Origin of the sequence: Massilia sp. 9I, from assembly GCF_902506415.1 — a bacterium.
GTDB lineage: Bacteria > Pseudomonadota > Gammaproteobacteria > Burkholderiales > Burkholderiaceae_D > Telluria.
On sequence record NZ_LR733275.1, the window covers coordinates 3,440,407 to 3,462,232 of the forward strand.

General features: G+C 67.2%; 28 protein-coding genes. 15 read left to right on the forward strand and 13 right to left on the reverse strand.

Annotation, left to right across the window (positions count from 1 at the left end):
- Positions 1-17: 17 nt before the first annotated feature.
- Entirely contained in the window at positions 18-671 is a 654-nt protein-coding gene (nfsB, locus tag GV068_RS15385; RefSeq protein ID WP_159699472.1) for an oxygen-insensitive NAD(P)H nitroreductase, read from the forward strand.
- Here the strand turns inward: nfsB and GV068_RS15390 are convergent.
- Together GV068_RS15390 and GV068_RS15395 are read right to left on the reverse strand one after the other, a co-directional pair.
- Positions 658-1,320: a DUF6624 domain-containing protein gene (locus tag GV068_RS15390; RefSeq protein ID WP_159699475.1), complete on the reverse strand. Its 663-nt coding sequence runs from the start codon at positions 1,318-1,320 to the stop codon at positions 658-660. The two genes, nfsB and GV068_RS15390, sit on opposite strands and share 14 nt — an antisense overlap.
- Before the next feature lie 56 nt (positions 1,321-1,376).
- Complete coding sequence (locus GV068_RS15395; protein ID WP_159699478.1) at positions 1,377-1,853, reverse strand: GNAT family N-acetyltransferase; 477 nt, start codon at positions 1,851-1,853, stop codon at positions 1,377-1,379.
- Between the two features lie 85 nt (positions 1,854-1,938).
- Here GV068_RS15395 and GV068_RS15400 point away from each other — a divergent pair, with 85 nt between their 5' ends.
- Genes GV068_RS15400 through GV068_RS15420 form a run of 5 tightly spaced genes read left to right on the forward strand, consistent with a single transcriptional unit; the run spans position 1,939 to position 4,869 of the window.
- Positions 1,939-2,505: a histidine phosphatase family protein gene (locus GV068_RS15400; protein ID WP_159699481.1), complete on the forward strand. Its 567-nt coding sequence runs from the start codon at positions 1,939-1,941 to the stop codon at positions 2,503-2,505.
- A 46-nt stretch (positions 2,506-2,551) separates the two neighbouring features.
- Positions 2,552-2,890, forward strand: coding sequence for a DUF6152 family protein (locus GV068_RS15405; protein WP_159699484.1), 339 nt, complete (start codon positions 2,552-2,554; stop codon positions 2,888-2,890).
- On the forward strand, positions 2,890-3,366 hold the full coding sequence (locus GV068_RS15410; RefSeq protein WP_159699487.1) for a DUF6644 family protein: 477 nt from the start codon (positions 2,890-2,892) through the stop codon (positions 3,364-3,366). The genes GV068_RS15405 and GV068_RS15410 overlap by 1 nt, the downstream gene beginning before the upstream one ends.
- 24 nt (positions 3,367-3,390) lie before the next feature.
- The gene (locus GV068_RS15415) at positions 3,391-4,074 is read left to right on the forward strand and encodes an SOS response-associated peptidase (protein ID WP_159699490.1); all 684 of its coding nucleotides are present in this window, start codon (positions 3,391-3,393) and stop codon (positions 4,072-4,074) included.
- A 21-nt stretch (positions 4,075-4,095) separates the two neighbouring features.
- Entirely contained in the window at positions 4,096-4,869 is a 774-nt protein-coding gene (locus GV068_RS15420) for a glutaminyl-peptide cyclotransferase (RefSeq protein WP_159699493.1), read from the forward strand.
- Between the two features lie 9 nt (positions 4,870-4,878).
- Here the strand turns inward: GV068_RS15420 and GV068_RS15425 are convergent, their stop codons facing one another.
- Genes GV068_RS15425 through GV068_RS15435 form a run of 3 tightly spaced genes read right to left on the reverse strand, consistent with a single transcriptional unit; the run spans position 4,879 to position 7,700 of the window.
- Positions 4,879-5,907, reverse strand: coding sequence for an NAD(P)-dependent alcohol dehydrogenase (locus tag GV068_RS15425; protein ID WP_159699496.1), 1,029 nt, complete (start codon positions 5,905-5,907; stop codon positions 4,879-4,881).
- A gap of 32 nt (positions 5,908-5,939) precedes the next feature.
- Complete coding sequence (locus tag GV068_RS15430) at positions 5,940-6,404, reverse strand: DUF2269 domain-containing protein (RefSeq protein ID WP_159699499.1); 465 nt, start codon at positions 6,402-6,404, stop codon at positions 5,940-5,942.
- Positions 6,405-7,700: an SDR family oxidoreductase gene (locus GV068_RS15435; protein WP_159699502.1), complete on the reverse strand. Its 1,296-nt coding sequence runs from the start codon at positions 7,698-7,700 to the stop codon at positions 6,405-6,407.
- Positions 7,701-7,747: 47 nt separating this feature from the next.
- Between GV068_RS15435 and GV068_RS15440 the strand changes: the two genes are divergently transcribed.
- A complete protein-coding gene (locus GV068_RS15440) occupies positions 7,748-8,215 on the forward strand; it encodes a hypothetical protein (RefSeq protein ID WP_159699505.1) in 468 nt (155 codons plus the stop codon).
- Positions 8,216-8,288: 73 nt separating this feature from the next.
- Here the strand turns inward: GV068_RS15440 and GV068_RS15445 are convergent, their stop codons facing one another.
- Positions 8,289-9,227, reverse strand: a complete 939-nt coding sequence (locus tag GV068_RS15445) for a DUF808 domain-containing protein (protein WP_159699508.1) — start codon at positions 9,225-9,227, stop codon at positions 8,289-8,291.
- Between the two features lie 199 nt (positions 9,228-9,426).
- Here GV068_RS15445 and GV068_RS15450 point away from each other — a divergent pair, with 199 nt between their 5' ends.
- From GV068_RS15450 to lipA, 7 genes are all read left to right on the forward strand, one after another.
- On the forward strand, positions 9,427-9,645 hold the full coding sequence (locus tag GV068_RS15450; protein WP_159699511.1) for a BrnA antitoxin family protein: 219 nt from the start codon (positions 9,427-9,429) through the stop codon (positions 9,643-9,645).
- Positions 9,646-9,732: 87 nt separating this feature from the next.
- Positions 9,733-10,017: an HU family DNA-binding protein gene (locus GV068_RS15455; protein ID WP_159699514.1), complete on the forward strand. Its 285-nt coding sequence runs from the start codon at positions 9,733-9,735 to the stop codon at positions 10,015-10,017.
- Between the two features lie 103 nt (positions 10,018-10,120).
- The gene (locus tag GV068_RS15460; RefSeq protein ID WP_159699517.1) at positions 10,121-10,759 is read left to right on the forward strand and encodes a LysE family transporter; all 639 of its coding nucleotides are present in this window, start codon (positions 10,121-10,123) and stop codon (positions 10,757-10,759) included.
- A gap of 123 nt (positions 10,760-10,882) precedes the next feature.
- Positions 10,883-12,769: a DUF6600 domain-containing protein gene (locus tag GV068_RS15465; protein WP_159699520.1), complete on the forward strand. Its 1,887-nt coding sequence runs from the start codon at positions 10,883-10,885 to the stop codon at positions 12,767-12,769.
- Positions 12,770-13,068: 299 nt separating this feature from the next.
- Complete coding sequence (locus GV068_RS15470) at positions 13,069-13,335, forward strand: DUF493 family protein (RefSeq protein ID WP_159699523.1); 267 nt, start codon at positions 13,069-13,071, stop codon at positions 13,333-13,335.
- A gap of 84 nt (positions 13,336-13,419) precedes the next feature.
- Positions 13,420-14,106 carry a lipoyl(octanoyl) transferase LipB gene (gene lipB, locus GV068_RS15475; RefSeq protein ID WP_159699526.1) on the forward strand — a complete coding sequence of 229 codons (687 nt, stop codon included), beginning with the start codon at positions 13,420-13,422 and terminating at the stop codon, positions 14,104-14,106.
- A gap of 27 nt (positions 14,107-14,133) precedes the next feature.
- The gene (gene lipA / locus GV068_RS15480; protein ID WP_159699529.1) at positions 14,134-15,123 is read left to right on the forward strand and encodes a lipoyl synthase; all 990 of its coding nucleotides are present in this window, start codon (positions 14,134-14,136) and stop codon (positions 15,121-15,123) included.
- Positions 15,124-15,184: 61 nt separating this feature from the next.
- Here the strand turns inward: lipA and ftrA are convergent, their stop codons facing one another.
- A complete protein-coding gene (gene ftrA, locus GV068_RS15485; RefSeq protein WP_159699532.1) occupies positions 15,185-16,144 on the reverse strand; it encodes a transcriptional regulator FtrA in 960 nt (319 codons plus the stop codon).
- A gap of 90 nt (positions 16,145-16,234) precedes the next feature.
- Here ftrA and GV068_RS15490 point away from each other — a divergent pair, with 90 nt between their 5' ends.
- Positions 16,235-16,624 (forward strand): rhodanese-like domain-containing protein, encoded by a 390-nt coding sequence (locus GV068_RS15490; protein WP_159699535.1) that lies wholly within the window; start codon positions 16,235-16,237, stop codon positions 16,622-16,624.
- Here the strand turns inward: GV068_RS15490 and GV068_RS15495 are convergent.
- From GV068_RS15495 to GV068_RS15520, 6 genes are read right to left on the reverse strand one after another with little or no spacing between them, the layout of a single operon-like run.
- Positions 16,621-17,964, reverse strand: a complete 1,344-nt coding sequence (locus GV068_RS15495) for a type II secretion system protein GspD (RefSeq protein WP_159699538.1) — start codon at positions 17,962-17,964, stop codon at positions 16,621-16,623. The genes GV068_RS15490 and GV068_RS15495 overlap by 4 nt on opposite strands.
- Positions 17,964-18,323, reverse strand: coding sequence for a hypothetical protein (locus GV068_RS15500; RefSeq protein ID WP_159699541.1), 360 nt, complete (start codon positions 18,321-18,323; stop codon positions 17,964-17,966). The genes GV068_RS15495 and GV068_RS15500 overlap by 1 nt, the downstream gene beginning before the upstream one ends.
- The gene (locus tag GV068_RS15505; protein WP_159699544.1) at positions 18,320-18,895 is read right to left on the reverse strand and encodes a GspMb/PilO family protein; all 576 of its coding nucleotides are present in this window, start codon (positions 18,893-18,895) and stop codon (positions 18,320-18,322) included. The genes GV068_RS15500 and GV068_RS15505 overlap by 4 nt, the downstream gene beginning before the upstream one ends.
- Positions 18,892-19,542, reverse strand: a complete 651-nt coding sequence (locus GV068_RS15510; RefSeq protein WP_159699547.1) for a PilN domain-containing protein — start codon at positions 19,540-19,542, stop codon at positions 18,892-18,894. The genes GV068_RS15505 and GV068_RS15510 overlap by 4 nt, the downstream gene beginning before the upstream one ends.
- On the reverse strand, positions 19,535-20,656 hold the full coding sequence (gene pilM / locus GV068_RS15515; protein WP_159699550.1) for a pilus assembly protein PilM: 1,122 nt from the start codon (positions 20,654-20,656) through the stop codon (positions 19,535-19,537). Before pilM ends, GV068_RS15510 begins: the two co-directional genes overlap by 8 nt.
- Positions 20,653-21,807, reverse strand: a complete 1,155-nt coding sequence (locus GV068_RS15520) for a GGDEF domain-containing protein (protein ID WP_159699553.1) — start codon at positions 21,805-21,807, stop codon at positions 20,653-20,655. Before GV068_RS15520 ends, pilM begins: the two co-directional genes overlap by 4 nt.
- Positions 21,808-21,826: the final 19 nt, after the last annotated feature.

Here is a 21,826-nt window from a genome sequence, read left to right on the forward strand (position 1 = left end):
CGAAGAAAGCACCACAGATGGATATTCTCGCAACAGCCCGCAAACGCCATACCGCCAAGGCCTACGACAGCGCCCGCCGCGTCCCCGAAGAACTGATGCAACAGGTGTGCAGCCTGCTGCGCCACAGCCCTTCGTCGGTGAATTCGCAGCCCTGGCACTTCATCGTCGCCAGTACGCCGGAAGGCAAAGCGCGCGTCGCCAAGGCGGCGCAGGGCGGCTACGGCTACAACGCTTCGAAGATTCTCGATGCGTCGCACGTGATCGTGTTCTGCTCGCGCACCGACATGGATGACGCCCACCTTGAGCGCCTGCTGGCGCAGGAAGCGCGCGACGGCCGCTTCCGTGACGATGCCGCCCGTGCCGGCCAGGACGCGGGCCGCCGCGGCTATGTGCGCACGCACCGCTACACCACGCGCGACATGCCGCAGTGGCTGGAAAAGCAGGTCTACCTGGCGCTCGGCACCGCCCTGCTGGGTGCGGCCTCGCTCGGGATCGACGCGACGCCGATGGAAGGCTTTGATCAGAAGATCCTGGACGAGGAATTCGGCTTGCACGAACAGGGCCTGGCCAGCGTGGTGCTGGCGAGCTTCGGCTATCACTCGGAAGCGGACTTCAACGCCGGCCTGCCGAAATCGCGCCTGGCGGAAGAGCTGACCTTTACTTTCGTTTGATCTCGTCGTCCGCTATCGGCTGTGGATAGTGCGGATCGCCGTTGCAGTGCTGCAGCTCCTTGACTATCCGCAGGTAGCCCTCCAGTGAGGGCAGTCCCAGTTGGGCGCGCCGCTCCTCGACCTTCTGGCGGTCGTCGAGCGGCTTGAATGCGAGATCGCAAGCCTTGCCCGACGGTGAAAACAGCTGCGTACCGTAGCGCTGCGGGCGCTGTTCCGCCGCCGCCACGCGGTCGTACAGGTAGGCGAAGGACTTGTTGATGCCCTCGCCGCTGGCCGCTGCCGCCTCTTCGATCAGCACCAGTACCTGCTTCTGGAAGGCGAGGTCGCGGTCGGCATGCTGTGCCAGCAGCCACGCATCCTCCGGCGCCTGCTCGCCATGCGCGGCCTTGGTCGGCCAGCCGCAGCGCGCGATCAAGGCCTTCAGGCGCTCCGTGTTGGTGCGGTCGACCAGCATGATCTGCTCGGCCAGCTTCACTTGAGCCGGGTTTCCCTGGTCGAGGAAGTCGACGCGCATGCGCAGCGCCTGGTCGGCGCTGACCATGGTCGCCAGCTCTGCGCCGTAGTCACTGCAGGCCTGCTGGGCCGATGCGAACGAAGGCAGGGAACAGCATGCCGCCAGCAGCGCGGCGGATAAACAGGGTCGGGCCATCTTCTCTCCTGGACGTCGTCAGCCCAGTGTAGCGAGGCCGCCAGTCCCGGTCCATGCTAGGCGCATGGAAGCGTCTTTTCCATGAACACCGATTCCAATTGGATGCCGCTGCGGTGCGGGTAAGTCTCGCGCCGCACTTCGACGTAGCCGGCGCTCTCGTAGAAGGGCACGGCATTGAGCGAGGCGGACAGGAACAGGCGCTGGAAGCCGTGTTCGAGCGCCAGCGCGTCGAGCGAGGCCAGCAAGCGACGCGCGATGCCGCGCCCCTGCTGGGCCGGATCGACGAAGGCCGCATCGAGTTCGCCCGTTTCCAGGTTCAGAACCGCAAAGCCGAGCGCCTGCCCGGCTTCTTCCATTAGCAGCCCGCCACCGGCCTCCAACAGCGCTGCCATCTTCTCGGGCGGCGCGGCGGCGCACCACATGTCGATGATGTCCTGGGCATAGTGGGAGGCGCAGCTGGCGCGAACCGCGCGGGTGCGCAGTGCCCACAGTTCGGGGATGTCGGCCACAAGGGCCTTGCGTTCGATAGTCATGCCCCAAGCTTAGCGCCCAGCCGTGCGCTCGTCCATGCCCCTCTGGCGGGATAATCACCGCAGCCGACTCCTGGGAGACGCGAGCATGCTTCGACGACGCTTTCTGGCAGTGACCGCCGCATGGGCGAGCGCTCCCCTGTTCGCAGCTGACGCCGACTTGTGGCAGCGCCTGCAGTCGGGCGGCTATGTGTTGCTGATCCGGCATGCCGCTACCGATCCCGGCATCGGCGATCCGCCCGGCTTTCGCCTGGCGGTGTGCAGCACCCAGCGCAACCTGTCGGAGCAGGGCCGGGTTGATGCCCGCGCGCTCGGCGCCGCTTTCCGCGAGCGCGGCATCCCGCTCGGCGCGGTGCTGTCGAGCCGCTGGTGCCGCTGCCTCGACACCGCCCGCCTCGCCTTCGGCCGGGTGGAAGAAGCGCCGATGCTCGATTCCATGTTCAACGACGGCGACGCCGCCAAGCGCGCCAAGCTGCGCGAGGTGCTCGAGCGCGTCAATGCTTTTGGCGCCCAGCGGAGCAAGACCAACCTGGTGCTGGTAACGCATGACGTCAACATCCGTGCGCTGGTAAGCGAGCTGGTGGCGCCGGGCGAGATCGTCGTCACGCGCCCCGGGCCGAACCGGCTGGACGTCGTCGGACGGCTGCGTGCCTAAAAAACAGGCGTAGAATGATGTGCCTTTTCCTCAACAGGAGGTGTCCATGAAACGCTGGTTTCTGATGGCCGCTCTGGTGGCCACGACTGCTTCGGCCCACCACGGCTGGAGCGAATACAACGCCGACAAGCCGCTCACCCTGTCCGGCACCATCGAGGAGTCCGGCTACATGCAGCCGCACGGTTTCATCCGCCTCAAGACCGCGGACAAGACCTGGATGGTGGTGCTGGCGCCGCCGGGACGCATGGAAAACCGCGGCCTGCCAAAGGAAAACCTGGTGGTCGGTGGCCAGGCCACGGTCTACGGTTATCCCCACCGCGGCAACGCCACCGAACTGCGCGCCGAACGGATCACCATCAAGGACAAGACCACGGAGCTGCGTTGATGCTACCCGACGCGGCGAAGCTGGCCGCGTCCTTGCCGCTCGCGCAGGCCATGCGCGAGCACGCCTGGCTGTACCCGGCCGTCGAAACGCTCCATATCGTCGGTTTTGCCGTGTTGGTGGGCGCGGTGGCGATGTTCGACCTGCGCGTGCTCGGATTCGGCCGCCAGCTGCCGGTCAAGGCGCTGGCGCGCCACCTCCTGCCCTGGTCGGCCGGCAGCATCCTGCTGGTGCTGCCCACCGGGCTGCTGCTGTTCGTGGTCGATCCGGCCGCCCTGCTGGCCAACCGCGTATTCCTGCTCAAGCTCGCGCTGATCCTGCTGGCCGGCCTGAACGCGCTCGCCTTCCACGCGGGCCCCTACCGCCAGGCCGACGCCTGGGCGCAGCGCGCGCCGATCCGGGCCAGCCTGCACGCCCTTCTCTCGCTCGGTTTATGGATTGCCGTAATCGCCTGTGGACGCCTGCTGGCATACTTCTAGCGCTTGCACTATCCTTGACGGATCATGTGCGTCAACTACCATTCCCCCACCCGCGAGCAGTTCGGCACCCTGGGCGCCTTCAGCGAGCTGCCGGCCGACTGGCGCTGGCCCGACGAAGTCTGGAAGGACTACAGCGCACCGATCGTCCGCCGCGGCGGCGACGGCAGCCCGTCCGTCTGCCTGGCCAGCTACGGCATGGTGCCGCGCCGGCAGATTCCGCCGGGCGTGAAGCCTTTCGACACCATGAATGCGCGCGCCGAATCGCTGGGCGAGCGGCGTTCCTTCGCTCCGGCCTGGCGCCGCCTGCAGCTGTGCGCAGTGCCGATGACCTGGTTCTACGAGCCCTGCTACGAAAGCGGCCGCGCCGTGCGGCACGCGATCGGCATGCACGACGACCAGCCCTTTTTCGTTGCCGGCCTGTGGCGCGAATGGACCGAGGCCGATGGCCGGGTCGAGTCCTCGTTCACCCAGATCACCATCAACGCCGACGAACACCCGCTGATGTCGCGCATGCACAAGCCGGACGACGAAAAGCGTTCGCTGGTCGTGATAGCGCCGGAAGAACTCGACGACTGGCTGGCCTGTCGCGACGTCGAGACGGCGCGCAGCTTCCTGCGCCACTACCCGGCGCAGGGGATGAGGGCCTGGGCGGCGCCGCAAACGGTCAAGAAAGCCCCGGAGCCGTCGCCGAACCTGTCCCTGTTCTGAACGTGCTAGAGTTCCAGCATCATGCTGAAACCACTCGCCACCTTCGCCCTTGCCGCCTGCGTCCTTAGCGCGTGCGGCGCACAGGCCGCCGTCCCGATCTACGGCTTCGTTGTCAAGAACGCCTATCCGCACGACCCGAAAGCCTTCACCCAGGGCCTGTTCTTCCGCGACGGCCACCTGTACGAGACGACGGGCCGCAACGGCACGTCCTGGCTGCGCCGGGTAGACCTGGCCAGCGGCAAAGTGCTGCAGCAGGCCGACATGCCCTCGGACGTGTTTGGCGAAGGCTCGACCCCGGTCGGCAACGACGTCTATGCCCTTACCTGGACCTCGCAGGTCGGCTACGTGTTCGACCGCAAGAGCTTCAAGTTGAAAAACACCTTCAAATACGTCGGCGAGGGCTGGGGCCTGGCCAGCGATGCCAAGCAGGTCTACATGAGCGACGGCAGCTCCTTCATCCGCATCCTCGAACCGAAGACCATGAAGGAAGTGCGGCGCATCCAGGTGACGCACAATGGCAAGCCGATCGCGCAGCTGAACGAACTCGAAATGGTGGAGGGCGAGCTGTTCTCCAACATCTGGGGCACCGACCTGATCGTGCGCATCGACCCTGCCGATGGCAACGTGACGGGCGTGATCAACCTCGAAGGCCTGCTGCCGCCCGCACAGCGCGGCACCGCCGATCCCGACGCCGTCCTGAACGGCATCGCCTGGGACAGCAAGGGTAAACGCCTGTTCGTCACCGGCAAGCTGTGGCCCAAGCTGTACGAGATCGAACTGGTGCCGAAGCGCTAGCCGAGATGCTCAGTGATCCTGGCTGGTGACGTCAATGACCACCTTCCCGAAGTGCGAGCCTGACTCCATGTAGCGGTAGGCGTCCTGGGCCTGCGCGAACGGGAACACGCGGTCGATCACCGGTTTGAGGCCGGTAGTGTCGGCAAAGCGCATCACGTCTTCCAGCATGCCGCGGCTGCCCACGAAAATGCCGACCAGGCGCTTGGCGGTAGCGAGCAGCGTGGCCGGATTGACTTCGCCGCCGAAGCCGCTCACCCCACCGATGATCGCCACCGTGCCGCCCATCGCCGCCGCCGATATCGAGCGGTTGACCGTGCCCTTGCCGCCGACTTCCAGCACCACGTTCGCGCCGCGGCCCTGGGTCATGGCCAGCACCTCTTCGTGCCATTCGGGGATGGCCTGGTAGTTGATGGTGTGGTGGGCGCCCAGCTCGCGCGCACGCTGCAGCTTCTCGTCGCTCGACGAGGTGATGATGGTGCGCAGGCCGGCCGCCTTGGCCAGCTGCATGCCCAGCACCGACACGCCGCCGGTCCCGAGCAGCAGCACGGTGTCGCCCGGTTTCACCTGGTTGCTGGACACGAAGATTGCATTCCAGGCGGTGACGCCGGCGCAAGGCATGGTCGAGGCCTCGACGAAGCTCAGCGAGGCCGGAATCTTCGCTAGCGCATCCTCGTGCAGCACCACTTCCTCGGCCAGCATGCCGTCAATGTCGCCGCCCAGCGCGTGACGGATCTTCTCGGGCGAAGTCATGCCGTCCACCCAGTGCGGGAAGAAGGAACCGGCGACGCGGTCGCCGACCTGCACGCGGGTGACGCCCGGCCCCACTTCCAATACTTCGCCGGCGCCGTCCGAGCAGGGGATGATGGGATCGTCCACGGTGACGAGGTAGTTGCCGCTGGCGACCATCAGGTCGCGGTAGTTCAGCGACACCGTGTGCACGCGGATGCGCACTTCGCCATGGCCGAGATTGCGGTCCGGGTAGTCGATGCACTGCAGCCCGTCGATGTTCGCGCCGGGGAGAATCTGGTAAGCCTTCATGGGTGCTCCTTGTTCGAATGAAGAGGTCCGGGTCACATCGGCTTGGCGACCATCAGCCAGAAGATCACCACGAAGGCGATGAAGGCCGGCACGCCGAGCGTGACCCAGATGCGAAAGTAGCGCCAGTACTGCGGCGTGAGTTCGGTGCTGGTGCGCGCAGCCTCCCGGGCGATGTCGCGCATGCGCATTTGCAGCCACACCACCGGCAGCCAGCAAGCGCCGGCCAGCACGTACAGGGCGAGCGACCACATGATCCACTTGCTGTGCAGCGGATAGCCGGCCAGGTGGATCATGTAGAAGCCGGTGGCTGGCTGCAGGACGGCGGTGGTGGCGGTGAACACCCAGTCGGCGATCACCACGTACTTGGCCACCACGGCGATCGCGCGCACGTCGCGGCTGACGTTCGCGAACAGCATGTACCAGGCCGAACCGATGCCGGTGCCGAACAGGAAGGTCGAGGACAGGATGTGGAGCCACTTGATGACGACGTATTCCATCTATTCTTCCTCCAGTTCGTAGAGCAGCCAGATGGCCGCCAGCATGGGCAGGTTCTTGGTCAGCGGCCCGTAGGGGTGGAGCAGGAATTCCGGCAGCTGGATGGCGATGACGACGGTGTAGAAGCCGATCAGCCCGAGCTGCATCAGCCACAGCCAGCGGCGGCGCCGAAGGAACAGGATGCCCAGACCCAGCGCCAGGTCGAAGCTGGCGGCGCCGTACAGCATCAACGGCTGCAGCGCGGGCGGAATGCCGGTTCGCGCGAGCAGCTCGTAGCTGGCCTCGACCGGGTACAGGCCGTAGGAGACGATCGCGGTAATGATCCACACCGCCGCGATCGACAGGCGCAGCACCGGCAGCAGCCAGCCCAGCTTGGCCCGCGCACGCTCGGCGCCGGGATCGCGGATGAAGTCCTGTACCGGCCGCGGCGCATGGCCGAGCAGCTGGGTGGTCATGCTGGAGTCGCCCGCATTGCCGCGGTCGAGCATGCGCAGCGCCTCCTCGTCGAGCAGGCCGCCCGGCAGCACGCGCCCGAATTTGGCCATCAGGCGCGCCAGCGCGCCCGGCAGCGGCAGGACTAGCTGGTGTCCCATGCCCATGGCGGAGCGCAGCGCCTGCAGGTAGTCGATGAAGGGCATCGCCTGGGGCCCGACCAGCGGCACGCGCAGGGCGGTGCTGCCCGGCGTGAGCGGCAGCCGGTGCTTGAGCAGCCCGAGCATGGCCCCCACCAGGTCGTCGATATGGATCGGCTGCACCAGCTGAGGTGCGCTGCCGAAGCGCAGCGTCAGCGGCATGCTGGCCAGGGTGCGGAACACGCGGCTGCTTTCGCCTTCGCTGCCGTACACCAGCGAAGGCTGCACGATGTAGGCGCGCAGCGGCAGCGAGGCCAGGTAATCGTCGGCCGCCTTCTTGGACAGGTGGTAGGCACTGGCGGCTTCGCGGTCCGCGCCGAGCGCCGACAGCTGGATCACCAGCTGCACCTCGTGCGATTCGGCGCAGGCGGCAAACAGCGCGCGCGGCGCCTCGACGTGCAGGCGCGCGAAAGTCTGGCTGCCGGATTCGCGGAAGATGCCGACCGTGTTGATGACCACGTCGATGCCGCCAACCTCGGTCATGCGCGCCAGCCACACCGATTTATCGGTATCGTTGGCGAAGTCCGCATGGAGGTACGTAAGGCGCGGGTCTGTGCTGGTCCTGGGCCGGCGCACGGCGCACACCACGTGGTGGCCGTCGGCCAGCAATGCCTGCAGCAGGTGTTGTCCGATGAAACCGCTGGCGCCCGTCAGCAAGATCCGCATCCATGCTTCCTTTCTCACATTCTGCTCAACCAGACCAAGAGGACCTCATGCAAAACTGGAACGCGGCACTACAGCGCGGCCTCATCGGCGGCGCCACATCCAGCATCCTGTCGACGGTGGCGCTGGCGGCGCTCGGCAAGAAGGAAGTGGGCAGCGCCTATGCGCCTACCAATGCGGTCAGCCACTGGATCTACGGCGACAAGGCGGCGCGTCACAGCGGCCCGTCCATGCGCTACACCATCCCGGGCTACCTGATCCACCATGCCAGCGCCACCTTCTGGTCGATCCTGTTCGAGCGCTTCGCCGGCAAGTACCTCGACCGCAAGACGCCGGTCGGCATGCTGACCGCCTCGGCGGCTACCGCGGCCTTCGCCTGCTTCGCCGACTACCAGCTCACGCCCAAGCGCCTGCAGCCAGGTTACGAGAAACACCTGTCCAAGCCGTCGCTGGCGATCGTGTACGCCGGCTTCGCGCTTGGATTGGCGGCCGGCGCCGCGCTAATGCGTCGCAAGTAGTCTAGAACAGGCGGGGAAAACGTGCCGCCCTATGTCTACGCAGTAATAGCGCAGGGCGGCGAGGAAATGAGGCTCAGTGCGCGGCCTTTTTGCCGCGGATACGTTGAACTACGGTCACGACCGCCAGCACGAGGGCGCCCACGACCACGCCGGCCAGCGCATCCACCACGGTCGGAGTGATCGCCGCCAGCACGCCGCCGACGCCCGGCACACCGGCCGTCATCTGCGCCGCTCCCTGCGCGAAGTGGTGCAGCGGCTCCCAGGCGTGGGCGATGATGCCGCCGCCGACCATGAACATGGCGGCGGTGCCGACCACCGACAGGAATTTCATCAGCTTCGGCGCTGCGGCCAGCAGCAGCTTGCCGGTGCCGCGCGCCAGGCTGCCGGCCTTCTGGCTGAGGGCCAGGCCGGCGTCATCCATCTTGACGATGCCGGCCACCAGCCCGTAGACGCCGACCGTCATCACCAGCGCGATTGCCACCAGCACCAGCACCTGCTGGCTGAACGGTGCGTTTTCCACAGTGCCGAGGGCGATCACGATGATCTCTGCCGAAAGGATGAAGTCGGTGCGCACGGCGCCCTTGATCTTCTCTTTCTCCATCGCGCACATGTCCACGGCCGGGTTGGCCAGTGCGGCGCTGAGTTCGGCATGGTGCTGGGCGTCTTCTTCCTTACTGTGCAGGAATTTGTGCGCCAGCTTCTCGAAGCCCTCGTAGCACAGGAAGGCGCCGCCGATGACCAGCAGCGGGGTGATCAGCCAGGGCACGAAGGCCGAGATGGCCAGCGCGGCCGGCACCAGGATCGCCTTGTTCTTGAGCGAGCCCTTGCACACTGCCCACACCACCGGCAGTTCGCGATCGGCATTCACCCCGGTCACCTGCTGGGCGTTGAGCGCCAGGTCGTCCCCCAGCACGCCGGCGGTTTTCTTCGCCGCCACCTTGCTCATCGCCGCCACGTCGTCGAGGATCGTCGCGATATCGTCCAGTAATGCCAGCAAACTGCCTGCAGCCATTGGTCATACTCCAATCATGTCAAGTTGGCCACATCTTACCCGAGCCCCGAAACCCAGTCACACGGTTCAGCGCGGCTTTTTGCATTCCAGTCGCGTAAATCTGCATCTCGTCGCTTTTGCCGGGCATCTCGTCCCTCGCGTACGTATAGTGCATGACGTTGGCTGCGGTACTGCAGCCTCGCCACCGAAGGAGATGCCCATGAATACCGAATCGACCCTGCCAGCAGCACACCTTGCACCGGCCCGCCGTGCGCGTCCGCCGAAACGCAAGACCCGTATCACGATCTACCTCGACGACGAAGTCCTGAGCGAATTCCGCAATCTGTCGGAGCGCTGCGGCACCGGTTACCAGACCCTGATCAACGCCGCGCTGCGCCATCGACTGGCTGCGCCGAGCGTCGAAAACAGCCTGGCCTGAGGGTCCGCTTCGGTTCGCCTCCGGGGCGAGATTACATACAGCAATATTTATGCTAATCTTCCCGCTCTTTTAACCCCGGAGGGACTTATGAAAAAAGGCGAACTGATCGCGGAATTCGCGAAGCGTACCGAGCTGTCGGGCGCGGCTGCCAACACCGCCGTCAATACGATCATCGAGATCATCACCGAGCGCCTGAAAAAGGGCGACACGGTCGGCATCACCGGCTTCGGCACCTTCTCGGTCACCAAGCGCGCTGCGCGTAAGGGCCGCAACCCGGCAACTGGCGATGTCATCAAGATCGCTGCATCGAAGACCCCGCGCTTCGCTGCCGGTGCGACGCTGAAAGCAGCCGTCAACCCGAAAAAGAAGTAATCAGGCAGTACCCGGCCCCGCGCCGCGCTCCGGTTCATCCGGACGCGCGCGCTGGCCCATTTTGCATTACCCTCCTTCCCCTCTTCCTGATTCCCGCGCCAGCATGCTCTTCACTACCTGGATCGCCTTCGTCATTGCCGGTTCGCTGATCGCCATTTCGCCCGGTTCCGGCGCGGTCCTGTCGATGTCGCACGGCCTCGCCTACGGCCTGAAGAAAGCCAGCGCCACCGTGCTCGGCCTGCAGTTCGGCCTGATCCTGGTCCTGGTGATCGCCGGCGCCGGCGTCGGTTCGCTGCTGCTGGCGTCTTCGCTGGCCTTCACCATCGTGAAGATCATCGGTGCGCTGTACCTGATCTACCTTGGCATCGCCCAGTGGCGCGCCAAGCCGCAAGCGGAATCCGTGAGCACCGCCGGCATGGCGGCGCATCCGAGCTTCGGCAAGCGCGTGATGACCGGCTTCCTGACCAATGCCACCAACCCCAAGGGCATCATCTTCATGGTCGCGGTGCTGCCGCAGTTCATCAACCAGAAAGCGCCGCTGCTGCCGCAGCTGGCCATCCTGGGCGTGACCATGGTGACCATCGACTCGCTCGTCATGCACGGCTACGCCGCCCTGGCGTCCTCGATGCAGCGCTTCTTCCGCGACGTGCGCGCCGTGAAGATCCAGAACCGCCTGTTCGGCGCCGTGCTGATGCTGATGGGCTCGCTGTTGTTCCTGGTTCAACCCGGCCACCGCGCCTGAGCCCATGTATCTTGCTGTGTCCGTTAACACAGCTTTGCAACTTTCTGTAATTTGCGTATTCCTTGCAGGCACTCGTGCGTTGTAATGACGTTGCCGTCCTTCGTCCCTACTAGCGGAGTCTCCATGAACAAGCGTTTCGCCCAGACCGCCGTGATGCTCGCATTCACGGCCTTATCCACTGCCGCCCTGGCGCAGGACAGCCTCGACACCGAGCCGCCGGGCCGGGTCGGGCGCGTCTCGCTTATCCAGGGCAAGGTCAGCATCGTGGGCGACGTCGGCGACACCGCCAGCGACGCCCTGGTCAACTGGCCGGTCACCACGCGCAACCTGATCACCACCGCGCCGAACGGCCGCACCGAAGTGCGCATCGGCTCGACCGCGATCCGCGTCGACGGCGACAGCTCGCTGGAAGTGACCGAACTGGACGACGACAGCGTGCGCCTGCGCCTGCACTACGGCAGCGCCAGCATCCGCATCCTGAGCGAAGACGTGGTGCCGGAATTCGAACTCACTACCCCGCAGGGCCGGGTGCGCATGCTGCGCCCGGGGCGCCTGCGCGTGGACGCCGAGCGCGTGCGCGACACCAGCGTGGTCAGCGTGTTCGACGGCGAAGCCCAGGTCGACGGCGGCGGCGCCAGCCTGACCATCCGCGCCGGCCGCAGCGCCGAGCTGCGCGACGACGACGTGCGCACCCTGCAGGCGCGCCGCGACGGTTTCGACGACTGGTCGCTGGAACGCGACCGCCTGATCGACGGCTCGCGCTCGGCGCGCTACGTCACCACCGACATGACCGGCTATGAAGAGCTGGACCGCTATGGCGCCTGGCAGGAAGACCTCGAATACGGCCCGCTGTGGATCCCGAGCGTGTCCACCAGCTGGGTGCCCTACCGCGACGGCCGCTGGACCTGGATCGCCCCCTGGGGCTGGACCTGGGTCGACAACGCGCCCTGGGGCTACGCGCCCTTCCACTACGGCCGCTGGGTCCAGGTGCGCAATCGCTGGGCCTGGGCGCCGGGCCGCATCGACCGCCGCCCGGTCTGGTCGCCGGCGCTGGTGGGCTGGGTCGGCGGCAGCGGCTGGAGCGTGAACTTCAGCCAGCACGGTTCGCGTCCGGCCACCGGCTGGTATCCGCTCGGGCCGCGCGATCACTACGTGCCGCATTACCGCTTGTCGGACGATCGTTTGCGCCGCCTGAACAGCTGGACCTGGCGTGACCGCAAGGACGACAACCGCCGCGATCGCGACCGGGACGGCAGGCCAGACTACCGCCGCGACGGCCTGACCGTGGTCCCGCACGCGAACTTCGGCCAGCGTGGTCCGGTTGTGGTGCCGAACGCGCCACGCGCCACCCCGCCGCAGGGCCTGCCGACCACGCCGGGCGCCGCACCGCCGCCGCCGCAGGGCTGGCGGGATCGCAGCGCGCGTCGCGATACCGACCGCGACGGGATCCCGGATCGCATCGACAGGGACCGCGATGGCGATGGCATTCCAAATCGCGTCGACCGTGACAGTCGCTTCGAGCGTAATGATCGCTTCGACCGCGGCCAGCGTTCGCCGATGCTGACGACCAATCCGGCGCCGCGTCCGCAGCCGGCGGCACCGCTCGCCACCCCGGGTCAGGTACCGTTCCAGCCCGGCGCCATCACGACCTCGCCGCCGCCGGCGCCGGCCGTGGTGCAGCAGCCGGCGCGTCCGCAGCCCTGGGCGCGTGCCGGACGCGATGAAGAGCCCGTCGACCGCGCCGACCGCTGGGATCGCGGCAACCGCGGCGAGCGCAGCGAGCGCTTCGAGGGCCGCCGCGAGCGTCCGCAAGCGATGCCGCAGCCGGTCGCCCAGGCGCCCGCCCCGGCAGCGCCGCCGCCGCAGTCGTTCACCCCGCCGCCGCGCCCCATGGCTGCGCCTGCGCCGATGGCAGCGCCCGCGCCTTCAGGCCCGCCGCCGGGCCGTGGCCGGGAACACCGCTCGGACAACGCCGACGGCGGCAGCCGTCCGCACGAGATGGTGCGCTGACACGAAGAGCCGGATACGTCCGGCTCTTTTTCATCGTGGCCCATTCCGTCTGAACCGCCGTTTGCGTCGCCTGTCGCCCCAAACTGCCGTTCGTCACATTCCGCTCGCGGCGTGGACGGCGTCCCGATAAAGTGACATCACTCGCTCGAAGGCAGCTGCGCTGCTCCGAGCGGCCCGAATGTCCCGCTATTTCCAAGAAAAGAAATAGTTCAGGCCGGCCACAGTGCCGGCCTTTTTTTTTCGTCAGTGCAGCACCATATGAGATTGGCTACAATGCCGCTTTGCACAGGACGAAAATCATGGACCCCAAAGAATCCCTCATCGAATACCCGAGCGACTTCCCGATCAAGGTGATGGGCGCCACGCACGTCGACTTCGCGCCGACGATCGTCGAGATCATCACGCAGCTGGATCCGACTTTCCATGCCGACAAGATGCAAAGCCGACCATCCGCCAAGGGCAATTACACCGGCCTGACCGTGACCATCCGCGCCACCAGCCGCGAGATGCTGGACGACGTCTACCGCGCCCTGTCCTCGCACCCCATGGTGAAAATGGTCCTGTAAGGCCAGGGGAATGGGCAGCCGGCGGGCACAAGGCCTCGCGCTGGCTTATAATCACAGGGCTGTCCATATTCCCGCCCTATATCCATGACCCGTCCCGCCCCGCCGCTGATCCGCGAGCTCGGCCGCGCCGATTACGAACCGACGTTCGCCGCGATGCGCGCCTTCACCGACGCGCGTACGCCCGAAACGCAGGACGAGCTGTGGATCGTCGAGCATCCTCCCGTCTATACCCTTGGCCTGGGCGCCGACCGCGCCCACGTGCTTGCCCCGCATGACATTCCCGTGATCCAGACCGACCGCGGCGGCGAGGTGACCTACCACGGTCCCGGCCAGGTCGTGATCTATCTGTTAATGGACCTGCGCCGTAACAAGCCGGGCGGCAAGCTGTACGCCCGTCAGTTTGTGGCGAAAATCGAACAGGCGGTCATCGAGGTGCTGGCGGCGTATAATCTTGCGGGTGAACGAGTTGCCGGGGCTCCCGGCATCTACATGGCGGACGGACCGCGCAAGGGCGCGAAGATCGCCGCCCTCGGCCTCAAGGTGCGCGGCAACGGCTGCACCTACCATGGCGTTTCGCTGAACGTGGCGATGGACCTGGCCCCGTTCACGTGGATCAACCCGTGCGGATACTCGGGCCTGGCCACGGTCGACATGCGCACGATGGGTGTGGAAGCCCCGCTGGCGGATGTCCAGCAGGCGCTGGCGCAAGGTCTGGTGCGCCAACTGGCGACGATCGAAGCGGTCGTGCCGGAAACCGAACAAACTCTCTGAATGGAAGCCCGCCAGGGCTACAGCCAAATGACCCTAGATACCAACACCGGTACTGCCCCTGCCACTTACGACGCCACCGAAAAGCAGAAGGGCGCCAGCAAGACTTCGCGCATCCCGATCAAGATCGTCCCGATCGCCGACGCCGAGCGCCTGAAAAAGCCGGACTGGATTCGCGTAAAGGCCGCCACGGCGTCGTCGCGCTTCTACGAGATCAAGGACATCCTGCGCGCGAACAACCTGGTCACCGTGTGTGAAGAAGCGAGCTGCCCGAACATCGGCGAATGCTTCGGCAAGGGAACCGCGACCTTCATGATCATGGGCGACAAGTGCACCCGCCGCTGCCCGTTCTGCGACGTCGGCCACGGCCGTCCGGATCCGCTCGACGTCAACGAGCCGGGCAACCTGGCCAAGACCATCGCCGACCTGCGCCTGTCCTACGTCGTGATCACCTCGGTGGACCGCGACGACCTGCGTGACGGAGGCGCCGGCCACTTCGTCGAGTGCATCACCAAGACCCGCGCGCTGTCGCCGAACACCAAGATCGAAGTGCTGGTGCCGGACTTCCGCGGCCGCCTGGAAAAGGCCCTGAACATCTTCGCCGACGGCCTGCCGGACGTGATGAACCACAACCTGGAAACCGTGCCGCGCCTGTACAAGGAAGCGCGCCCGGGCGCCGACTACAAGCACTCTCTGGTGCTGCTGCGCGACTTCAAGAAGATGTACCCGAACGCGGTCACCAAGTCCGGCCTGATGGTGGGCCTGGGCGAGACCGACGAAGAGATCCTGGAAGTGATGCGCGACATGCGCGAGCACGACATCGACATGCTGACCATCGGCCAGTACCTGGCGCCGTCGAACTCGCACCTGCCGGTGCGCCGCTACGTGCACCCGGACACGTTCAAGATGTTCGAACAGAAGGCCTACGAGATGGGCTTCGTGCACGCCGCCGTTGGCGCGATGGTGCGTTCTTCGTATCACGCGGACCAGCAGGCGCACGAGGCGGGCGTGGCAGCGTAATCAGCCCCGCTACAGCAAAACCGGCCGGCCCCGCGACATGCGGCGCCGGCCGGTTTGTCTTTCAGCGTCCGTTTGTGGCGGCCTGGCGCCGATAGCGCGCCGGCGAGGGGAGACCCTGCAGGCGGAAATGGCGCCGCAGCGATTCCGCCGAACCGAGCCCTGACAGGTCGGCGATGGCGTCGATGGCCAGAGCAGGCCGCGTTTCCAGGATCTGCGCCGCCAGCTGGACGCGTTCCTTCACCAGCCAGGCCAGGGGGCTCAGGCCGGTGCGGTCCTTGAAGTGGCGCTGGAAGCTGCGCGTGCCCATGCGCGCCTGCGCCGCCATCGAGTCCACCGTGTGCGGCGCGCGCAGGTTCTCGCGTACCCAGTCCATCAGCTGCGCGATGCCGTTCGCACCAGGCGCGGGCAGGGGCCGCGCCACCAGCTGCGCCTGGTCGCCGTCGCGGTGGGCGGGAATTACCAGGCGCTGGGCCACGCGGCTGGCCACCTCCAGGCCGAAGTCGTGGCGCACCAGGTGCAGCAGCATGTCCAGGCCGGCCGCCGAGCCGGCCGAGGTGACGATGCCCTCATCCTCCGCGTACAGCACGCCCTGTTGCACGTCGATCTCCGGGAAGTCCTGCGCCAGGCGCGCGAGGTAGCGCCAGTGCGTTGTCGCTTTCTTACCGTCCAGCAGACCAGCGTGCGCCAGCACGAAGGCGCCGGAACAGATGGTGCACAGGCGCGCACCGCGTGCGTAGGCGCGCTGCAAGGATGCCAGCAGGGCGGGAGAGGGTGCATCGCCGGCATCGCGCCAGCCGGGAATGACGATGGTGTCCGCCGCATCCAACGCCTCCAGTCCGTGCGGCGCATGGACGCTCAGCCCACCCGCGGCGCGCAGCGGCCCACGTTCTTCCGCGCACACCGCATAGCTGTACCAGGGCACGCCGAGCTCGGGGCGCTCGAGGGCGAACAGTTCGACCGCGCAGCCGAATTCGAAGGTGCACAGGCCGTCGTAGGCGAGGATGGCGACATGGTGGGGCATGGCGCGATGTTACCAGTTTCTGTCGGGCCGCCTACTCGTCGGCCCTGCCTGCCGCTGCCACACTGGAGACTCTTCAACAGGGAGGATCACATGACTTCAGCAGTATCGGCAGTACCGGCGGCGCCCAGCGACCAGGCGCTGGCCCATTTCAGTGCGGCGTTCAGCTACGAGACCGATTGCGCCGACGTGCACCATGCGTTCGCGAGCGGCGAGCAGGATTTCGTCCTGCTCGACGTGCGCAGTCCCGAGCTGTATGCGAAGGGCTACGTGCCCGGCGCGCTCAACCTGCCGCAGGGGAAGATCGTCGAGGCCAAGCTGCGCGAGTATCCGATGGAGACGCTGTTCGTGGTCTACTGCGCCGGCCCGCACTGCAACGGCGCGCACCGCGGCGCCGAGCGCCTGGCCAGGCTGGGACGCCCGGTCAAGCTGATGATCGGCGGCGTCACCGGCTGGCTGGACGAAGGGTTTGCGCTGGCCTAGCGGCGTTCGAGCGCGGCCGCCGGTTTCGCCAGCGCCTGCTGGATCTCCTGCCGGTTCTGCTCCACCCGTTCGATCTCCTGCACGTCCGGCCCGGCTGCATGGGTCGGTACGATGCGCGGCGTGATCACGACGATGGTCTCGGTCAGGTTGCCGGTCTGCTCGTCGTTCGAAAACAGATGGCCCAGCACCGGCACGTCGCCCAGCAGGGGCACGCCGGTGCGGCGCTGGCCGGCGCTGGCCTTGATCAGGCCTCCGATCAGGATCGACTGGCCATCCTCGGCCACCAGCTGGGTGCTCACTTCGGTGGTCTTCTTCGACGGGATCCCGCCCAGTACCGTGCCGGAGCTGACTTCCGGCTTCACCCGCATCACGATCTTGCCGTCGGCGTCGACCGCCGAGGTCACGCGCAAGATCACGCCGGTGTCGAGAAATTCGATGCTCTCGCTGGTGACGTTATTGATGGTGGTCGTCAGGCGGTAACCTAGCTTGTCGCCGATGTTGGTGCTGGCTTCCTGGTTTTCCAGCGTCAGCAGCTTGGGCGTGGCCAGGGTGCGCACCTTGCCCTTGTTGCTCAGGGCGTTCAGGTAGAGGTCGACGTTGTCGTTGACGAAGTTGAACACGAAGCCGGCGCCACGCTGGGCCAGGCCGCTGGTGCCGAAGCGGTTGACGCCGTTGGCGCTGAAGATCTTCTGCCAGTCGACCCCGAAGTGCTGGTTGTCGTCGAGCGTGATCTCGAGGATCTTCGCTTCGATCATGATCTGGCGCGGCTGGCGGTCGATCTCGCGCATCAGGGATTCGATGCGGGCGATGCCGGCGGCGCTGTCCTCGACGATGATCTGGCGCCGCAGCGGCAGCGCGGTCACCTTGCCGCCCATGCCGACGTGCTTGGCCAGGATCTCCGCGATCACCTGCGGTTCCGAGTACTGCACCTTGAGCGCCTTGACTTCGAGCCGGCGGTCGCCCGGCGCTGCCATCGTGCCCTGCGCTCCCTGCGCCGCCTGGGCGGGATTGACGATCATGTAGCCGCGCTCGCGTTCCAGCACCTGGTAGCCGCCGGCCTCGGCGATCGCCTGGATCGCCTGGCGTGCGCTGACGTCGTACAGGCTGATCGCCACGTTCCCGGTCACGCCCTTGCCGAGCGTGATATTGATGCGCTCGCGGCGCGAGATCATCTCGAACAGTTCGGCGATCGGGGCATCGCGGAACACCAGCGAAGTGAGGTTGGTTCCGGCGGTGGCCGGTGCGCCCGCGCCCGCTCCGCCTGCGCCGTCCGCGGCTGACAGCGGCCCGACGGCGGCGGCCAGCATCGCGGCCAGGATTATGTGTGTCGTCTGCTTCATCATTCGCTGCTTTCCATGTCGCTTGCCCGGTCCGGTGTCCTGTCGATTGTCAGCACATTCTTTGTCTTGCCGCGCATGAGCGTGACGCTGCGCTCGTCGATCCTGGCGACCCGGTATGGACCGACCTGGTCGCCCACGCCCACGATATGCCCGCCGATGTTGGCCATCGACTGCACGGAATCGACCATGATTGCGCGCAGCACCGGCAGCGTGCCGGCGGCGGCATCCAGGGCCTCGCTCGAAGGCGAAGGGGCGGCCTGCATGGGTGGGCGTGCGAAGGGGTCGCGCAGCGGCGCAGCCTGGCAGGCCATGGCGGCCCCAAGCAGCGCCAGCGCGAGAAGGCAATGCTGTCGTTTCATGGGGTAGGCTCCAGCGGCCGGTAGGCGGCGATGCGCAGGCGGATGTGGATCGCGCCGGAGGCTTCTTCCGGGCGCATCTCGAAACGGTCGATCGCCAGGTTGGGGCGCGAGTGTTCGATCGCCTCCATCCAGGCCAGCAGGTCGGCATAGCTGCCGCTGGCTTCGGCGTCGATGCCGTACTGCGTGAAAACCAGGGTCTTCTGCTCGGCGGCGGGTGTGCTGCCGCGCAGCGCGACGCGGTGCTGGCGCGCCAGCCGGTTGACGTCGCCGATCAGCTGCACCACCAGCGGTGCGATCGGTCCCGCGACGCCCAGCTGCGCACCGCCCAGCTTGCGCGCCAGCGCTTCGCTGTCGACGCCAAGCTGGGCAAGCTGCGCCTGCAGCAGGCGCGGATCGCTGCCGGCCTGCGCCAGGCGCGCATGCTCGGCGCGCACGGTGCGCAGCTGCGCCAGCGGGGCGCGCAGCGCGTAGAACCACAGCGCCGCGCACAGGATCATCAGGAGTCCGCCGCCTGCCAGGTGCAGCTGGCGCAGCGGCAGCGCTGCCGCCCTGGCCGTCCAGCGCGGGCTCATGGCGCACTCCCGGCAGGACGCAAGGCGCCGGCAACGCTGAAGGCTAGCGACGTGCCGGCATCGGTCTTGCTGGCTGCGCTGTTCAGGAAGCGTACGTCGGCCAGCGCGGGGTCGCGCGATAAGGCGTTGAGGAAGAGCGACATCGCTTCGTTGTCCTGTGCCTGGCCGGCGATCTCGAGCTGGGTCGCCAGGTGCCAGTGTTCGACGGCGCCGCCAGCGGCGCCCTGCACCTGCAGGGTGCCCGGGGGCAGCGGCTGGGGCAGGGGATCGCGCAGCAGTTCCTGGGTGCGCGAAAACTGCAGCCCTTCGAACCAGACGCCCTCGTTGACGGCGCCGTCGATCGATCCGGCCAGGCGCGCCACCGCGCCGCTGCCGCGCAGCGCCTCCAGGGCGCCGCTGGCCTGCTGCAAGGCTTGCTTGCGTGTCCCTGCCGCCGCCAGCTGGCCGCGCATCGCTTCGGCCTGCGCGGTGGCGGCGCGCAGCTGGTCCAGCTGCGGCGTCTCGACCGCCAGGCGCCAGCGCAGCCAGGCGGCGCTCGCGCCACCCACCGCCAGCACCAGCGTCAGCGCGCATCCATAGGCGAACAGCGTGCGGCGTGTGCGCAAGCCTTCGCGGTAACTGCGCGGGATCATGTCCACGTCAGCCATGCTCCACTCCTCGTAATGCGAGTCCCGCAGCCAGCGCGATCCCGTGCATCTGTTCGGACGGGCGCTCCTTGGCGCCGGCAAAGGCCGCGAACGGATCGAGCACCTCAACCGGCAGCTGCACCAGCTGGGCAATGCGCTGCGGGATGTTGGCGTAGCGCGCCACGCTGCCGTTCAGGTAGACCCGGCTTACCGTGCTGCCGCGCGTGCGCGAGGCCACGTACACCTGGGTCCGCACCAGCTCTTCGGCCAGCGCCGCGAATTCCGGATGCAGGATCTCGCGGATGGTGCGGCCCATGTCCGGCGCGCCGGCCTGCAGTTCGTGGCCGGCGGCGGTGCTGCCCGTGCCGTGCTGGCGCAGCAGCGCGAGCGCGGTGCCGGCGTCCAGGCCGAGGGTCTTGGCGACCTTGTCCACCAGCGTCGCTTCGCCCAGTTCGATTTCTCGGTCAAGCATCAGGCGCCGGCCCCAGATCACGGTCAGGTAGCTGCGCGTGCTGCCGAAATTGATCAACAGGACGGACTGGCCGAAATCCTCCTTGTGCATGGCCGCCATCAGGCGGGCGATGGCGGCCGGGCCGATGTCGAGCGCCACCGGATCCAGGCCGGCGCCGCGCAGCGCCTCCAGGTAGGACACGACGGAGGCAGAGGGTGCGACCGCGGCCAGCACCTGCTTCTCGGTTCCCGTGTCCGCGCCGCGCACCTGGTAGTAATCGACCACCGATTCCGATGCGCTGGCCCCGAGCTGTTCGCGCACCGCGCGCGCCACCGCCTGCTGTTCGTTCTGGCCGGCCGGTACGTTGACGGTGAGCGGCAGGATGCGCACGTCGGTGGGCGCCAGCGCGCCAACCATGCGCCGTCCGGAGAAGGGGGCGGCCGCCAGTGCGCCGCGCACGAAGGCGCGCAGCGCGCGCGGATCGGCCAGCAGGCGCGCGCGTTCGACCGGGTAGAGCAGCGACACGGCCGCGCGCACCCTGGCGCCGCCGGGGACGGATTCGACCTGCATCATGTTCAGGCTCTCGCCGGCGAAATCGACGCCGATCGGCAGGGCCGGTGCACTGCGCGCCGCCAGGCGTGCGAATACGCCACGGACTGCGCTCATGTCGATGCGTGCGTTCATGCTGCCACCTCCGGCGCCGCGCCGATACGCATGCCGTTGCCGCCGGCGCGCTTGGTCTCGTACAGCAGCTCGTCGGCCAGGGGGTAGGCGGCATCGAAAGCGGGGCAGGCGCGCTCGGGCAGGCGCACCAGGCCGAGGCTGACGGTGACCTTGGCCCCAATCGGCAGCGGCACCCGCATGCGGTCCTGCACCGAGGCCAGCATGCGTGCGGCCCGTTCCGGCACGCCGTCGCCGCACATCAGCAGTGCGAATTCGTCGCCGCCCAGGCGCGCCAGGTGCTCGTCGGCGGACAGTTGGCCAAAGGCCGCGTGTACCGCGCGCAGCACCTCGTCGCCGGTGGCGTGGCCGAAGCTGTCGTTGATCGACTTGAAGCGGTCGATGTCGAACAGGCCGAACCAGCTGGGCAGGCCGGCGGCCTGGTGCCGCGCCACCACGCCGGCGAAGGCGGCTTCGAGGTGGCGCCGGTTCCAGGAGCCGGTCAGGTGATCGCGGTTCGCCAGTTCGGTCAGCTCGCGCTGCGCCCGTTCCAGCTCGAAGCGCAGCGCCAGGTCGTGCTTGCGCAGGCCGAGGGCGCGGCCGACCAGCGCCAGCGAGATCATGGCCGCGATCAGCATCAGGCATTGCAGCACCCACAGGTCGAGTGCGGCGAAACGGTAGCTGCTGAGCCATGTGGATGCCGTGAACATCAGGTAGATCGCCCCCAGGGTCATGGCGGCCTCGCGCACGCCCCAGGGCACCACCGGCACCAGCATGATCAGCACTGCCACGCTCAGCAGCAGGATGGTGTGCAACTGGCCGACGCGCTGGGCCAGCAGCACCAGCGCCGAACCGCATACGATCAGGAGCAGCATCGCCAGCAGGTACAGGGCGCGCAGCTGTTCCACCCGCGCGCTGGAGACATAGATGTGCAGCGCGAGCGCGCTCAACACCGAGTAGGTGTAGGTGTAGCCGGTGCCGAGATTGAACACCGCAGACACGGTCGCCGCCAGCAGCAGGAACAGCAGCGCCACGAGGCTCAGCAGGGCGACGCCGCGTCGCGTTTCGCCGGCGATGACGGGCGCGGCATAAGCGGACAGCTCGGGCGCGCCGAAGCTGGTGCAGGACCACACGGTGGATAGTTCGCCAACAATCGTTTCGGTATGCTTTCTCATCGCTTTCGATTTGTTGAAA